Origin of the sequence: Bradyrhizobium sp. SZCCHNRI3043 (genome assembly GCF_032377735.1) — a bacterium.
Taxonomy (GTDB): Bacteria; Pseudomonadota; Alphaproteobacteria; order Rhizobiales; family Xanthobacteraceae; genus Bradyrhizobium.
This window is the reverse complement of the sequence record NZ_JAUHID010000016.1, coordinates 44,056-58,073: the sequence shown is the minus strand read 5'-3', so window position 1 is coordinate 58,073 and position 14,018 is coordinate 44,056. Positions and strand designations below refer to the sequence as shown.

General features: G+C 66.8%; 15 protein-coding genes. 10 read left to right on the top strand and 5 right to left on the bottom strand.

The window, feature by feature from the left end; genetic code table 11:
- Positions 1-92: 92 nt before the first annotated feature.
- Entirely contained in the window at positions 93-1,181 is a 1,089-nt protein-coding gene (gene hrcA / locus QX124_RS25175; RefSeq protein ID WP_315740393.1) for a heat-inducible transcriptional repressor HrcA, read from the bottom strand.
- 184 nt (positions 1,182-1,365) lie between these two features.
- On the opposite strand from hrcA, the gene rph reads away from it, so the two are divergent.
- Genes rph through hemW form a run of 3 tightly spaced genes read left to right on the top strand, consistent with a single transcriptional unit; the run spans position 1,366 to position 3,864 of the window.
- Positions 1,366-2,079 (top strand): ribonuclease PH, encoded by a 714-nt coding sequence (gene rph / locus QX124_RS25170; RefSeq protein WP_315759102.1) that lies wholly within the window; start codon positions 1,366-1,368, stop codon positions 2,077-2,079.
- Complete coding sequence (gene rdgB / locus QX124_RS25165) at positions 2,076-2,720, top strand: RdgB/HAM1 family non-canonical purine NTP pyrophosphatase (RefSeq protein ID WP_315798587.1); 645 nt, start codon at positions 2,076-2,078, stop codon at positions 2,718-2,720. The genes rph and rdgB overlap by 4 nt, the downstream gene beginning before the upstream one ends.
- Positions 2,707-3,864, top strand: a complete 1,158-nt coding sequence (gene hemW / locus QX124_RS25160) for a radical SAM family heme chaperone HemW (protein ID WP_315770630.1) — start codon at positions 2,707-2,709, stop codon at positions 3,862-3,864. Before rdgB ends, hemW begins: the two co-directional genes overlap by 14 nt.
- A 13-nt stretch (positions 3,865-3,877) precedes the next feature.
- Here hemW and QX124_RS25155 read toward each other — a convergent pair whose 3' ends face one another.
- The gene (locus tag QX124_RS25155; RefSeq protein WP_315740397.1) at positions 3,878-5,086 is read right to left on the bottom strand and encodes a penicillin-binding protein activator; all 1,209 of its coding nucleotides are present in this window, start codon (positions 5,084-5,086) and stop codon (positions 3,878-3,880) included.
- Positions 5,087-5,389: 303 nt separating this feature from the next.
- On the opposite strand from QX124_RS25155, the gene rsmI reads away from it, so the two are divergent.
- From rsmI to QX124_RS25135, 4 genes are all read left to right on the top strand, one after another.
- On the top strand, positions 5,390-6,349 hold the full coding sequence (gene rsmI, locus QX124_RS25150; protein WP_315798586.1) for a 16S rRNA (cytidine(1402)-2'-O)-methyltransferase: 960 nt from the start codon (positions 5,390-5,392) through the stop codon (positions 6,347-6,349).
- The gene (locus QX124_RS25145) at positions 6,336-6,746 is read left to right on the top strand and encodes a YraN family protein (RefSeq protein ID WP_315740399.1); all 411 of its coding nucleotides are present in this window, start codon (positions 6,336-6,338) and stop codon (positions 6,744-6,746) included. Before rsmI ends, QX124_RS25145 begins: the two co-directional genes overlap by 14 nt.
- Before the next feature lie 33 nt (positions 6,747-6,779).
- Entirely contained in the window at positions 6,780-7,721 is a 942-nt protein-coding gene (gene gshB / locus QX124_RS25140; protein ID WP_315798585.1) for a glutathione synthase, read from the top strand.
- A gap of 115 nt (positions 7,722-7,836) precedes the next feature.
- On the top strand, positions 7,837-8,655 hold the full coding sequence (locus tag QX124_RS25135; RefSeq protein WP_315784980.1) for an exodeoxyribonuclease III: 819 nt from the start codon (positions 7,837-7,839) through the stop codon (positions 8,653-8,655).
- Positions 8,656-8,688: 33 nt separating this feature from the next.
- Here QX124_RS25135 and QX124_RS25130 read toward each other — a convergent pair whose 3' ends face one another.
- Positions 8,689-9,132, bottom strand: a complete 444-nt coding sequence (locus QX124_RS25130) for a cyclic nucleotide-binding domain-containing protein (protein WP_315740402.1) — start codon at positions 9,130-9,132, stop codon at positions 8,689-8,691.
- Positions 9,133-9,198: 66 nt separating this feature from the next.
- Positions 9,199-9,885: a response regulator transcription factor gene (locus QX124_RS25125; RefSeq protein WP_315716813.1), complete on the bottom strand. Its 687-nt coding sequence runs from the start codon at positions 9,883-9,885 to the stop codon at positions 9,199-9,201.
- A gap of 274 nt (positions 9,886-10,159) precedes the next feature.
- On the opposite strand from QX124_RS25125, the gene QX124_RS25120 reads away from it, so the two are divergent.
- Positions 10,160-10,681 (top strand): L,D-transpeptidase, encoded by a 522-nt coding sequence (locus tag QX124_RS25120; protein WP_315798584.1) that lies wholly within the window; start codon positions 10,160-10,162, stop codon positions 10,679-10,681.
- Between the two features lie 20 nt (positions 10,682-10,701).
- Entirely contained in the window at positions 10,702-11,487 is a 786-nt protein-coding gene (locus tag QX124_RS25115) for a fumarylacetoacetate hydrolase family protein (RefSeq protein WP_315798583.1), read from the top strand.
- Positions 11,488-11,512: 25 nt separating this feature from the next.
- On the opposite strand, the gene QX124_RS25110 is transcribed toward QX124_RS25115, so the two are convergent.
- Positions 11,513-12,196 carry a YggS family pyridoxal phosphate-dependent enzyme gene (locus QX124_RS25110; protein WP_315759092.1) on the bottom strand — a complete coding sequence of 228 codons (684 nt, stop codon included), beginning with the start codon at positions 12,194-12,196 and terminating at the stop codon, positions 11,513-11,515.
- 112 nt (positions 12,197-12,308) lie between these two features.
- Between QX124_RS25110 and QX124_RS25105 the strand changes: the two genes are divergently transcribed.
- Positions 12,309-14,006, top strand: a complete 1,698-nt coding sequence (locus QX124_RS25105) for a diguanylate cyclase domain-containing protein (RefSeq protein WP_315798582.1) — start codon at positions 12,309-12,311, stop codon at positions 14,004-14,006.
- The last annotated feature ends 12 nt before the right edge of the window (positions 14,007-14,018 follow it).

The following is a 14,018-nucleotide window of genomic DNA, read 5'->3' as shown; positions in this document are numbered from 1 at the left end:
GGGGCGGGATATCGTGCTTTGGGCGTCGAAAATCAAGCGCAGCCTGACCATCGCGCCCGGAGGCGCTGTCCGCGGGTTAACCAACTCACGCGTCAGCCGCCCAGCAGCCGGCTGACCAGACGCGCGGCATAATCGACCGTCGGAATCACCCGGGCATAGTTGAGCCGGGTCGGACCGATGACGCCGAGCACGCCGACGATGCGACCCGTGGCGTCCGAATAGGGCGACACGATCGTCGACGAGCCCGACAGCGAGAACAGCTTGTTCTCCGAGCCGATGAAGATGCGGACACCTTCCGCGCTCTCTGCCCGTCCGAGCAGATCGACGACGCCGCGCTTGGTCTCGAGATCGTCGAACAGCCGCCGCACGCGCTCGAGATCTTCGAGCGCATGCAGGTCCTCGAGCAGGTTGGCATGGCCGCGCACGATGAGCTGCCGCTCGTCGCTGTCCCCTCCGGACCAGCTCGCGACACCGGCGGCGATCACCTTCTGCGTCAGCAGGTCGAGCTCGGCGCGATCATGCGCCAGCGCCGTCTCGAGCTCGAGCCGTGCTTCCGCCAGCGTCCGGCCTCTGATGCGGGCATTGAGGAAATTCGACGCCTCGGTCAGCGCCGAGGATGGCACGCCCGGCGGCAGAACCAGAACCCGGTTCTCGACCTGCCCGTCCTCGCCCACCAGCACGACCAGCGCACGCTCGGGCTCGAGCCTGACGAACTCGATGTGCTTCAGCCGGGTGTTGGATTTGGCGGTCAGAACCACGGCAGCGGCACGGGTCAGACCCGACAGCCGGGTCAGCGCCTCGTCCAGGGCGGCCTCGACCGATTGCGCCCGCCCGACCGCGGCGAGCTGGCTCTGGATCGATTGCTGCTCAGCCTCGGTCATGTCGCCGACCTGCATCAGGGCATCGACGAAGAAACGCAGGCCGGCCTCGGTCGGCAGCCGGCCGGCCGAGGTGTGCGGCGCGTAGATCAGGCCGAGCTGCTCGAGATCGGCCATGACGTTGCGCACCGAGGCCGGCGACAGCGGAACCGCGATCAGCCGCGAAATGTTGCGCGAGCCGACCGGCTCGCCGGTCGCCAGATAGCTTTCGACGATCTGCCGGAAGATCTCGCGCGAGCGCTCGTTGAGCTGCGCCAGACCGGCCGGCGGTGTCATCAGGTTGATCGGATCGTGGTGGGCCACCAGATGCTCTCCTCGCAGCTGCCTATAATGTGTCCATGCGGCGGCTCGGTGGCAAGCCGGTCGTCGCGCGCTCTCGGGCGCGACGAGGCCATGATAAACCCTTGATAAGCCCTTGCCGCTGCCGGTCGCGGCTCCTACAAGGCCGGTCAAAGTCGGTCTTTCGCGCGCTTTCACGGAGAGAATCATGCGGCCGAGCCGCCGTGCACCGGATGAACTGCGGGCCGTGAGCCTGGAACGCGGCGTCGTCAAATACGCCGAGGGCTCCTGCCTGGTGAAGTTCGGCGACACCCATGTGCTGGTCACCGCCACGCTGGAGGACCGGCTGCCGCCCTGGCTCAAGGGCCAGGGACGCGGCTGGATCACGGCCGAATACGGCATGCTGCCGCGCGCCACGCTGGAACGGACCCGGCGCGAGGCCTCCGCCGGCAAGCAGACCGGTCGCACCGTCGAGATCCAGCGTCTGATCGGCCGCTCGCTGCGCACCGCGATCGACCTGGAAGCGCTCGGCGAGCGCCAGATCACAGTCGATTGCGACGTGCTGCAGGCCGACGGCGGCACGCGCACGGCGTCGATCACCGGCGCCTGGGTGGCGCTGGCCGACTGCATCAAGTGGATGAAGTCGCGCAACATGATCAAGACCGAGGTGCTGCGCGCCAACGTCGCCGCGATCTCCTGCGGCATCTACAACGGCACGCCAGTGCTGGATCTCGACTACGCCGAGGATTCCGAGGCGGAGACCGACGCCAATTTCGTCATGACCGGCGACGGCCGCATCATCGAGGTGCAGGGCACGGCGGAGAAGACGCCGTTCACCGAGGCCGAGCTCCTGGCGCTGATGGCACTGGCCCGCAAGGGCGTGGCGCGACTGGTCGACCTGCAGAAGATGGCGGTCGCGTGAGTAGCGGTCATCGCAAGCTCACCGGGCGCCTCGTCATCGCGACCCACAATCCCGGCAAGCTTGCCGAGATGCGCGAGCTGCTCGCTCCCCATGGCGTCGAGGCGGTGTCGGCCGGCGATCTCGGCCTGGACGAGCCGGACGAGACCGGCGAGACCTTCCAGGCCAACGCCCGCATCAAGGCGGTCGCCGCGGCCAGAGCAGCGCAGCTTCCTGCCTTTGCCGACGATTCCGGTATCGTGGTTCATGCGCTCGATGGGGCGCCGGGGATCTATTCGGCGCGCTGGGCCGGACCGGACAAGGATTTCACCAGCGCGATGGCGCGGATCGAGCGCCTGCTGCAGGAGCGGGACGCGAGGAGTGCCGACAAGCGCACCGCCCATTTCGTCTCGGCGCTGTGCGTGGCGTGGCCGGACGGTCATGTCGAGGAGGTCGAGGCGCGGGTCGACGGCACCCTGGTCTGGCCGCCGCGCGGCACGGCGGGCTTCGGCTACGACCCGATGTTCCTGCCCGAGGGCCACGACCGGACCTTCGGCGAGATGACCAGCATCGAGAAGCATGGCCTGCCGCCGCTCGGGCTCGGCCTGTCGCACCGGGCGCGCGCCTTCGTGAAGCTCGCGGAGATCTGCCTTGACCAGCGCTGACAGCGAAGCGTTCGGCGTCTATGTGCACTGGCCGTTCTGCCTGTCGAAATGTCCGTATTGCGACTTCAACAGCCATGTCCGGCATGCCGCCATCGATCAGGACCGCTTCGCCCGCGCCTTTGCGCAGGAGATCGCGACCACGGCCGCCCGCATCGGGCCGCGCACCGTCACGTCGATCTTTCTCGGCGGCGGCACGCCGTCGCTGATGCAGCCGCAGACGGTCGGCGCGATTCTCGACGCGATCGGCCGCCACTGGCACGTCGCTGGCGATGTCGAGGTGTCGCTCGAAGCCAATCCGACCAGCGTCGAGGCGACACGCTTTGCCGGCTATCGCGCCGCCGGCGTCAACCGGGTCTCGCTCGGCGTCCAGGCGATGGACGATGCGTCGCTCAAGATGCTGGGACGCCTGCACACCGCCGAGGAGGCGATGAAGGCGGTGGCCATCGCGCGCAATGCGTTCGAGCGTTATTCGTTCGATCTGATCTACGCCCGGCCCGACCAGACGCCGGCGATGTGGACCGAGGAGCTGACGCGCGCGATCGGTGAGGCGGCTGAGCACCTGTCGCTGTATCAACTGACGATCGAGGAAGGCACGCCGTTCTTCGGCCTGCACGCCGCAGGCAAGCTGAAGACGCCGGATGAAGGCCTGGCCCGGACCTTATACGACGTCACGCAGGAGATCTGTGGCCGTCACGGACTGCCGGCCTATGAGATCTCCAATCATGCCCGCCCGGGCGCGGAGTGCCGGCACAATCTGATCTATTGGCGCGGCCACGAATATGCCGGCATCGGCCCCGGCGCCCATGGTCGTCTCGACATCGGCGGCATCAGGCATGCGACCGCGACCGACAAGCGGCCGGAGGCCTGGCTGATGCGGGTGGAGTCCAACGGTCATGGTGTGATGACCGACGACGAGCTCAACCGCGAGGAGCGCGCCGACGAATTCCTGCTGATGGGGCTGCGTTTGGCCGAAGGCATCGACCCCAGGCGGTATGCCGCGATCTCCGGCCGTGCGCTCGATCCGCGCCGCATCGCGCTGCTGCGCGAGGAGGGCGCCATCGCGGTCGATCCGGATGGACGGCTGCGCGTGACTCAGGATGGCTTTCCGGTGCTCGACGCGGTCGTCGCCGATCTCGCCGCCTGAAGGATGCTGCGACTCACGTCGCGCTGAAGCTCTTCGGCGCGCCGGCGACCGTTTGTCCGCCACCCGAACCGACGCGCATCACGGCAAGCCCGCGCTCATTGGTGCCGTCGCTGCGGAACCGGAACAGCCCATCGATGCCGGCAAAGCCCGATGCATTGGTCAGGACATCGGGCGCGAAGCGCTGGTTGCCCTGGGTGCGCGCCAACGCGGCCACGAGCGCCACCGCGTCGTAGGCGAGGGTTGCCGTGCGCACGGGATCGCCACCGAACCGCGTCCGGTAGCGACCGGCGAAGGCGCGGAAGCCGGAGGGATCCGGCGCAGCATAGAGGCCACCCTGCAGGCTGGCGCTGGCATAAACGCGCGGATTGTCCCACAGCCCCGTGCCGAGCAACTGAATGTTGCGCAGATTGGCGCCGGCAGCGGTCAGCGCATCGGCGGTCGCCGCGACCGATTCGCCGTCGTCGGCAAGCAGCAGCGCATCGGCACCGCCGAGCGCCTGCGCCACCGTGCGCGCAGGCCCGGCGCGGTCGCTGGAATATTTCTCGAACGCAACGATGCGTCCGCCGCGGCGGCTGACCGCGGTCTTGAACGCACCCTCGACGACGGTTCCATAGGCATTGTCGGGCAGCAGCGCCGCGAACGAGCGTTTGCCGACGCTGGCGGAATATTCGACGATGCGGCTGGCGTCGGACTCCGGCAGGAAGCTGAGCAGATAGACGCCGCGCCCCGCCACGCTCGAATCGGTCGAGAAGGCGATGACCGAGATGTTGCGCGCGCGCGCCACCTGGGCGGTCGCCGGTACCGAGCCCGCGAACAGCGGACCGAGAATGATCTCGGCGCCTTCGTCGCAGGCCTGTTGCGCGCCCTGCTGCGCCCCTTGCGGGCTGCCGGCGTCGTCCTTGATCAGGAGCTGGATGTTGGGGTTCTGAAACTCGGCGAGCGCCATCTCGGCCGCGTTCTTCATCGATTGCGCAGCCACGCCGGCATTGCCCGACGCCGACAGCGGCAGAATCAGCCCGACCTTGACCTGGCCGTTACCGGCAACCGCCGGCTGCTGCGGCGGTCCCGCCGGCGCCGTCGGCTGCTCGAACGGATTGAAGCCCTGCTGGACGTTGGAGCACGCCGACAGCAGCGGCGCGCCGACGATCAGGCCCAGCGCCGTTCGCCGGGCGACCCCATGGGGTCCCGGACCGAGAGAGTTGGGATGACGCGGGCCCACCATGGCATCTCTTCGTTCGGCCAAGACCGGCCAGAAGTTCCCCAAACGCACGTCCGCCAAGCCGTGCTGATTCACTCATATTGTCGACGAATAGTTAAGCAAAACAAAAGGCTGTCACCGCCACAAAGCCGATCAATTCGACGTTTTGCACGGCCTATCCCCCGCTCGTACACATCCCCATTGACGTGCAGTTTCGGACTTGAAGATTCGATGAACGGCCACGCGCCCATGCCGATCGGAACTTCAAAATTGCTGCGCGGCTGTTCCCCTGTGGCAATCCCGCGGCATGCCCTTTAAATTACCTCGATGGGCGCGAAGGCAATCCCCAAGACGTCGCCAGACGACGGCAAATCTTCCACCACGTCGACCTACCTGGTGGCGGGTCAAATCGTCGTGGCGCCCAAGGCACGGCCTGGATTGCATCTGGTGGCAACGCCGATCGGCAATCTCGGCGACATCACGCTGCGTGCACTGGAAACCCTGGCCGGCGCCGACATCATCTTCTGCGAGGACACGCGAATCACGCGGCGCCTGACGGAGCGCTACGGCCTGGGCGCGGAACTCGCAGCCTATCATGAGCACAATGCCGAAGCGGTCAGGCCGCGGATCCTGCAACGTCTGGCCAGAGGGGCAGCCATCGCGCTGGTGTCGGACGCCGGCACGCCGCTGATCTCCGATCCCGGCTACAAGCTGGTGCGCGAGGCCTGTGAGGCCGGACACGCCGTCACCGCGCTGCCGGGACCTTCCGCCGTGCTCGCGGCGCTGAGCGTGGCGGCGTTGCCGACCGACCGCTTCTTCTTCGAGGGATTCCTGCCGGCCAAGCAGCAGGCGCGGCGCACGCGGCTGTCGGAGCTCGCGCGGATCGAGGCGACGCTGGTTCTGTTCGAGGCGGGCAGCCGGGTGCAGGAGACGCTGGCCGATCTCGCCGATGCCATGGCTGGGCGTCAGGCCGCGATCTGCCGCGAGCTCACCAAGCTGCACGAAGAGGTGCTGCGCGGAGCAATCGGCGATCTCGCTGCACGGGCCGGCGATCTCGAAACGCGCGGCGAATTCGTGCTGGTGATCGGTCCACCGCCGCGCGATGCAGAGGTGCTGACCCAGGACGCACTGGACGCCGTGCTCAGGGATCTGTTGCAGCGATCGAGCGTCAAGGACGCCGTGATGCATGCCGTCGAGCTGTCGCGCCGGCCGCGACGCGAGGTGTATGCGCGCGCGCTCGAGCTCTCGAAGGGCGCGCGGTCGGGGGAGGCCGATGGCAAAGACTGAGCGTGCCTCCCCAGACAAGCCGGCGAAGACGGCGGCGCCCGAGCGCGTCGCCGCCTTCCGCACTGGATTGTCGGCGGAAGCCCGTGCCGCAGCGCTGCTGATCGCCAAGGGCTACCGCATCCTCGCCAAACGCTTCCGCACGCCCCATGGCGAGATCGACATCATAGTGCGCAAGCGCAGCCTGGTCGCCTTCGTCGAGGTCAAGGCGCGCGCCTCGCTCGACGATGCGGCCTATGCCGTGACGCCTCGCCAGCAGCAGCGCATCATCGATGCCGCGCAGGCCTGGTTGATGGCGCATCCCGACCATGCCGAATTCGAGCTGCGCTTCGATGCGATTCTGGTTGCGCCGCGCAGCCTGCCGCGCCATCTGATGGCGGCCTTCGACGCCAGCACCTGACATGAACCGACTGCAGAGAGCAGGGACCTGCCCATGAAACTGAATGTCGCCGTCCAGATGGATCCGATCGCGCGCATCAACATCCGCGGCGACTCGACCTTTGCGATGCTGCTCGAAGCACAGCGGCGCGGACATGGCCTGTGCTACTACACGCCGGACAGGCTGTCGCTGCGCGGCGAGGAGCTGTACGCGCCGGTGCAGGCGCTGACCGTGCGCGACCAGGTCGGCGACCACTTCACGCTCGGCGAGCCCAAGCCGACGGCGCTGACCTCGTTCGACGTCGTGCTGCTGCGCCAGGATCCGCCGTTCGATCTCGCCTACATCACCTCGACGCATTTCCTCGAGCGCATCCATCCGAAGACGCTGGTGATCAACGATCCCGCCAGCGTGCGCAACGCGCCGGAAAAGCTGTTCGTGATGAACTTCCCGCAATTGATGCCGCCGACCTTGATCTCGCGCGATCTCGACGAGATCAACGCCTTCCGCGATCAGCACGGCGCTGTCGTGATGAAGCCGCTGCATGGCCATGGCGGCGCGGCAGTGTTCCGCGTCATGCCGCAGGACATGAATTTCGGCTCGCTGTTCGACATGTTCTCGGTGACGTTCAAGGAGCCCTGGGTGATCCAGCGCTTCCTCCCCGAGGTGAAGCATGGCGACAAGCGCATCATCCTGGTCGACGGCGAGTTCGCCGGCGCCGTCAACCGCGTGCCGGCGGCGGACGATCTGCGCTCCAACATGGTGCGCGGCGGCGCCGCGCAGGCCACCGATCTCAGCGCCCGTGAGCGCGAGATCTGCGACACGCTGGGTCCGGAATTGCGCGCGCGCGGCCTGCTGCTGGTCGGCATCGACGTCATCGATGGCAACCTCACCGAGATCAACGTGACGTCGCCGACCGGCATCCGCGCGATCTCGCGGCTCGGGGGCCCCGACATCGCCGCCCGCGTATGGGACGTCATCGAGAGCAAGCGGCGCTGATCAGGCACCGTCCCACATGGCTGGGGATAAGGCCAGCCAACGCGGTCATTCCGATGCGTCAGAAGCGGAGCGGAATCGCCGACATCAACGCATTTCATGATATGACGCGGGTCTCATGCGTCTCGTCCTGACCACCTGGAACATCAATTCGGTGCGCCTGCGCATCGACCTCGTCGCCAAGCTCATCAAGCAGGTCAGGCCCGATGTGCTGTGCCTGCAGGAGACCAAGTGCATCGACGACGCCTTCCCGCTGAAGCGTTTCAAGCGGCTCGGCTATGAGCACGTCGCGCTGAACGGGCAGAAGGGCTATCACGGCGTCGCCGTGATCTCGAAATGGCCGTTCGAGGAGACCAACGTCCGCACCTTCTGCGACAAGGTGGATTCGCGCCACATCACGGTGGCGTTCGGCGAGAAGGCGCAGCTCGCGCAGCCGCTGGTGCTGCACAATTTCTACGTGCCCGCAGGCGGCGACATTCCCGACCCCGCGCTCAACCCGAAATTCGAGCACAAGCTGCAATTCCTCGACGAGATGAAGGCGTGCGAGCCGCTGCATCCGCGCGGCGACGACCGGCACATCCTGGTCGGCGATCTCAACGTCGCGCCGCATGAACACGATGTCTGGTCGCACAAACAGCTCCTGAAGGTGGTGTCGCACACGCCGGTCGAATGCGAGAAGCTGTTGGCGGCGCAGGCCCATGGCGAATGGGTCGACGTCGCCCGCGAGCGCATCCCGATGTCGGAGAAGGTCTACACCTGGTGGAGCTACCGTGCCGCCGACTGGACCGTCGGTGATCGCGGCCGAAGGCTCGACCACATCTGGGTGTCACGCGCACTGAAGGACCGGGTCAGCGACTTCAGGATCCTGCGCGACGCCCGCAGCTGGGAGCGGCCGTCGGATCATGTGCCGGTCACGGTGACGCTGGACGTGTCGTAGCGAAAGCGAAGCTGACCCGCCCGGACAAGAAGATCACGACGTCAGCTTGGTCCCGGCCGCCATGATGTCATTGGCGATTCGGCTGGCGCGGTGGGCGAACTCGTCGCGCAGCCGGCGCGCAGCCATGGCGTCGCTCTCGAGCACACGCTGAAACAGGCTGCGCGAAATCCGCACCACGGTCGAATATTCCAGGGCCGTCGCGGTCGCCGGGCGCCGCATCTCGACCAGCAGCGCCAACTCGCCGATCAGCATGGTCGGCGTGGCGACGATCTCGGCACCGACCTCGTCGCTGATGCGCAATGACCCGCGCTGGACGACATAGCCGCAATCGGCGGTGTCACCTTCGCGGAACAGGGTCTCGCCGCTCTGGATGTTGCGCTGCTCGGAGCCAATGGCGATCATGCGAAGCGAGTCGCTTCCCAGCAGGCGCAATGTTGGGACGCGCTCCAGCAGCGCAATATCGTCTTCGATCGACATCAAGGGCCCGGGGAAGGCGGAATGGAACCAATATCATAAATGGCGAGACCGCCATCCCCGAACCTATCACGGTACCAACTTGTAGCCACCGGCCTCCGTCACCAGAATCTCTGGATTCGCGGCATCTTTCTCGATCTTCTGCCGCAGACGGTAAATGTGCGTTTCCAGCGTGTGGGTGGTGACGCCGGAATTGTAGCCCCAGACCTCCTGGAGCAGGGTCTCGCGTGACACCGGCTGCTGGCCGGCGCGGTACAGGAAGCGCAGGATCGCCGTTTCCTTCTCCGTCAGGCGGACCTTGCGGGCGTTGGCGCCCGTCAGCATCTTCGAGCCCGGCCGGAAGCTGTAGGGGCCGACCGAGAACACCGCGTCCTCGCTGGCCTCGTGCTGGCGAAGCTGGGCGCGGATGCGGGCCAGCAGCACGGCGAAGCGGAAGGGCTTGGCGACATAGTCGTTGGCGCCGGATTCGAGCCCGAGAATCGTATCGGAATCGGTATCGTGCCCGGTCAGCATGATGATCGGCGCCTTGAAGCCGCCCTTGCGCAGGGACCGCACCACTTCGCGGCCATCGGTGTCGGGCAGGCCAACGTCCATCAGAACCAGGTCGGGTGAATTGGCCTTTGCGGCGGTGGCGCCTTTGGCGCCGGTATCGACGGCCTGGGCTTCGAACTCGTCATGCAGCGAGAGCTGCTCCATCAGGGCATCGCGCAGATCGGTGTCGTCATCCACGATCAGGATCTTGCGGGCATTGGCCATTGTACAATCCTCTAGGTGGCGCCGGCGGGATCGGATGGGTGGCGCCGTCAAACGGTGGGCAAACAGGCTCATCAGCCCTGTTCCGTCTTGAAGTAGGGGGCTGTTACCGATTCACAAGCGCCCGGACTCTACTTCAGAATTGGGCAGGGATTGAGATGATTGTCCTGTTCGACCCTCGCGGCGGACCATTTGCCGACATTAAGGCAATTACCGGGCAATAAAGGGCAATGAAAAGGCGCGTTGTTTCATGTCGTTATGGAAGGTGAAGCCTGGCATGCCAGCATCGCTGATCTCGATTCGCGCCACGGCGGGGTCGCGGCAGCGCGGCTGGATCCAGGTCTGGGGCCAGGTCATCCCGGTGGCGCTCGGCCGCGGCGGCATCCTGGCCAACAAGCGCGAAGGCGATGGTGGTACGCCACGAGGCGTGTTCCGGCCGCGGCGGCTGTGGTGGCGGGCCGACCGTCACCCCCGCCCACACACGGTCCTGCCGGTTCGGCCGATCGGTCCGGAGGATGCCTGGTGCGAGGACCCGGCCGACCGGCATTACAATCAGGCGATCCGGCTGCGCGGCGACCGGCCCGGAGACCGGCTGGCGCGCCAGGACCATCTGTACGATTTCATCATCGAGATCGACCACAACACGCGGCCGCGGATCGCGGGCCGCGGCAGTGCCGTGTTCCTGCATCTGGCGCGGCCGAACTTCGGCCCGACCGCAGGCTGCGTGGCCATGACCCGCCCGGCGATGCTGCGTCTGTTGCAAAGGATCGGCCCGCGCACCAGGATCGTCATCCAATAACAAGAGAAGGGGAGGACGGCATGCGCGCACCGGATCAGCCAGCCAGCGCCGCGGGCCTTCTGCGTCAGCATTGGAGCGAAGGCCGGAAGCTGGCGGCGCTGCCGCCGGAGTTGCGTCCAAGGGACCGCGCCGAGGGCTATGCCATCCAGGCCGAACTCGAGCGCCACTCGCCCAAGCCACTATTTGGCTGGAAAATTGCGGCGACCAGCGAGGCCGGCCAGCGCCATATCAATGTCGCCGGTCCGATGGCCGGGCGGATCCTGGCCGAGACGGTGTTGCCAGCGGGTGGCACCGCAGCGATGGCCGGTAACGCGATGCGGGTCGCGGAGCCGGAGTTCGCGTTCCGCCTGGGAGCGGACCTGCTGCCGCGGCCGACACCCTATGATGTCGCAGAGGTGCTGGCCGCGGTCGACACCCTGCATCCCGCGATCGAGATCCCGGATTCGCGGTTCGCCGACTTCGTCAGCGCCGGCGAGGCGCAACTGATCGCCGACAATGCCTGCGCGCATCTGTTCGTGCTGGGCGAGGCCACCACCGCCGACTGGCGCAGCCGCGACCTGATCGCGGAGCGGCCGCGCATCGCGCTGCGTGGCGAGACCTTCATCGGCCACGGCCGCAACGTGCTTGGTGATCCGCTGATAGCGCTGGCCTGGCTGGTCAACGAGCTCAGCGCGCTTGGCGTGCCCGCGCGGGCAGGGCAGGTGGTCACGACCGGCACCTGTCATGCGCCGCTGCCGATCGGCAGCGGGGACCACATGGAGGCCGATTTCGGCGATCTGGGGCAGGTATCGGTGCGGTTCGAGTAGGGGCCGGCCGTGATTGCGCCCCCCTTCAGCGATGCCCGAAGATCGCCGAGCCGACACGGACATGCGTGGCGCCGAACTGGATGGCGGTGGCGAAGTCGGCGCTCATGCCCATCGACAGATGCGCAAGGCCATTGCGGGCGGCGATCTTGGCGGTCAGCGCGAAATGCGGACCGGGCGCATCCTCTACCGGCGGAATGCACATCAGCCCTGAAATCGCGAGCCCGTAGTCCTTGCGGCAGGCGGCGATGAAGGCGTCGGCGTCGCCGGGTGCGATTCCCGCCTTCTGCGGTTCCTCGCCGGTATTGATCTGGACGAATAGCTGCGGATGCCGGCCCTGGGCGGAAATCTCCTTGGCGAGCGCCGCGCACAGGCTTGGCCGGTCCACCGAATGGATGGCCTCGAACAGCGCCACCGCCTCCTTGGCCTTGTTGGATTGCAGCGGCCCGATCAGGTGCAGTGCGAGTCCCGGATGCGCGGCCATCAGTGGCGGCCACTTGGCTTTGGCTTCCTGAACGCGATTTTCACCGAACACGCGCTGTCCGGCCGCGATCACCGGCTCGATTGCCTCGGCATCGAAGGTCTTCGACACGGCGATCAGCGTGACCGAGGCGCGATCGCGCTCGGCATCGCGGCAGGCGCGCAGAATCTCCTGCTCGACGGCGGCGAGCGCAGACGGCGAGGACGGGGATGAGGCGTTCAATTCAGGCACGATGGCGTCCGTCGGTCGTTAGATTTGCGGGTTTGGCTGCAATTTTACAGAGTTCGAGAAAGGGTTCTTGAGCCCTTCTCCTTACCCTGCACGGCCGGGGTAGGGGAAAGAAATGCCAAGCATCCGCTTCAATCGCAATAGAGTGAAGCTGAACCGGCTGATGGGGATCCGCGCCCGGCTGGCGCTGCTCGCCCTGATCCTGGTGGCGCCGCTGATGCTGGAACGCGCGCGCTCCCTGGAAAGCGCCAGGACGAGGCAGATCGCGCTCGCATCGGAGGAATTCTTCGGCCTCGCCCGGCAAAGCGCCGACATGCAGCGCGAGGTCATCATGTCGGTGGAGACGGTGCTGAAGTCGACCGCCTATGTCCGGGCGTCGAGCACCGGCGTGAGCCGCAGTTGCGACATGATGCGCGCCAGCCTGCCGGCGACCCTGCCCTGGATCCGCACCCTGATGATCGCCGGCCGCGACGGCCGCATCCAGTGCTCGACCAACAACCAATATGTCGGGCTCGATTTCAGCGACCGGCCGTATTTCCGTGGCGCCCAGGAATCACGCGATTTCGTGTTCAGCGACTACCTGCTGTCGAAACCGTCGCACGTGCCGATCGTCATGGCCGCCTATCCGGTCGGCGCCATCACCGGCGAGCCGGACGCGGTGATGCTGGCGAGCGTGAACCTGGAATGGATGTCCAAGATCATGAACAATCTTGGCGGCCGCCCCGGCATCACGGCGGTGCTGGTCGACAGCGAAGGAACCGTGCTGGCAGCGCCCGTCGACCGCACCGAGCTGATCGGCCGGCCGCTCGACAGCGTGCCGTTGTTGTCGGCCGTTGCCGAGACCGCGCTGAGTTCGGGGAAGCCGACCGAGACGATGGGCTTCACGGCGGCGGATGGATCCAAGCGCGCGATCACCTTCACCCGGATCGCCGACACCGGATCGCGGCTGATCGTCAGCATCGATGAGACCCGCGTCACCGCCGCCATCGACCGCGAGATCCGCAACGCCTATCTGCAGGCCGGCCTCGTGTGCCTGATCGTGCTGCTCGGCGCGCTGATCGCCGCCGAGAAGCTGATCGTGAAGCCCGTCAGCATGCTCGCCGCGACCGCCAAGCGCTTCGGCCATGGCCACTGGTCGGCGCGCGTCACCACCAAGCATCTGCCGTCGGAGTTCGTGCCGCTGGCAAAGTCCTTCAATGCGATGGCCGCCAAGCTTGGCCAGCGCGAGCGCGAGCTGGTCGCCGCGAATGACCGGCTGACGGTGATGGCGTCGATCGACATGCTCTCAGGCCTCGCCAACCGCCGCGGCTTCCAGAACCGCATCGACGTCGAATGGAGCCGCGCGCAGCAGGCCGGCACCGAGCTGTCGCTGCTGATGATCGATGTCGACCACTTCAAGCTCTACAACGACAGCTATGGTCACCCCGAGGGTGACGCCTGCCTGTCACGTCTCGGCGAGACGCTGTCGCAGATCGCCGGCGCGATGACGGCTTTCGCCGGCCGCTATGGCGGTGAGGAGTTCTGCCTGCTGTTGCCGGGAATGGGTGCCAGAGAGGCGCTCGCGATCGGCGAGCAGGTGCGCGCCGCGGTGCTGGAGCTCGAGCTGCCGCATGCGACCTCGGCGCATCAATGCGTCACCGTGAGCGTCGGCGTCGCCTCGACGCGGCCGAACGAATCGCTGATGCCCTCCGACCTGATCGAAGCCGCCGACGCCGCGCTCTATGCGGCCAAGCATCGCGGCCGCAACACGGTGGTTGCACATGGCTTCGCGGATTTCGCTGACGACAGGAGCGGCGTGGTGCGCGCCGGATAGGACGCTGCGGCC

Coding starts and splice junctions, on each gene's coding strand:
- QX124_RS25135 (WP_315784980.1), top strand. CDS start 7,837: ATGCGTCTCGTCCTGACCACCTGGAACATCAATTCGGTGCGCCTGCGC.
- QX124_RS25130 (WP_315740402.1), bottom strand. CDS start 9,132: ATGTCGATCGAAGACGATATTGCGCTGCTGGAGCGCGTCCCAACATTG.
- gshB (WP_315798585.1), top strand. CDS start 6,780: ATGAAACTGAATGTCGCCGTCCAGATGGATCCGATCGCGCGCATCAAC.
- QX124_RS25120 (WP_315798584.1), top strand. CDS start 10,160: ATGCCAGCATCGCTGATCTCGATTCGCGCCACGGCGGGGTCGCGGCAG.
- QX124_RS25155 (WP_315740397.1), bottom strand. CDS start 5,086: ATGGTGGGCCCGCGTCATCCCAACTCTCTCGGTCCGGGACCCCATGGG.
- QX124_RS25125 (WP_315716813.1), bottom strand. CDS start 9,885: ATGGCCAATGCCCGCAAGATCCTGATCGTGGATGACGACACCGATCTG.
- QX124_RS25115 (WP_315798583.1), top strand. CDS start 10,702: ATGCGCGCACCGGATCAGCCAGCCAGCGCCGCGGGCCTTCTGCGTCAG.
- rph (WP_315759102.1), top strand. CDS start 1,366: ATGCGGCCGAGCCGCCGTGCACCGGATGAACTGCGGGCCGTGAGCCTG.
- QX124_RS25145 (WP_315740399.1), top strand. CDS start 6,336: ATGGCAAAGACTGAGCGTGCCTCCCCAGACAAGCCGGCGAAGACGGCG.
- rsmI (WP_315798586.1), top strand. CDS start 5,390: ATGGGCGCGAAGGCAATCCCCAAGACGTCGCCAGACGACGGCAAATCT.
- QX124_RS25105 (WP_315798582.1), top strand. CDS start 12,309: ATGCCAAGCATCCGCTTCAATCGCAATAGAGTGAAGCTGAACCGGCTG.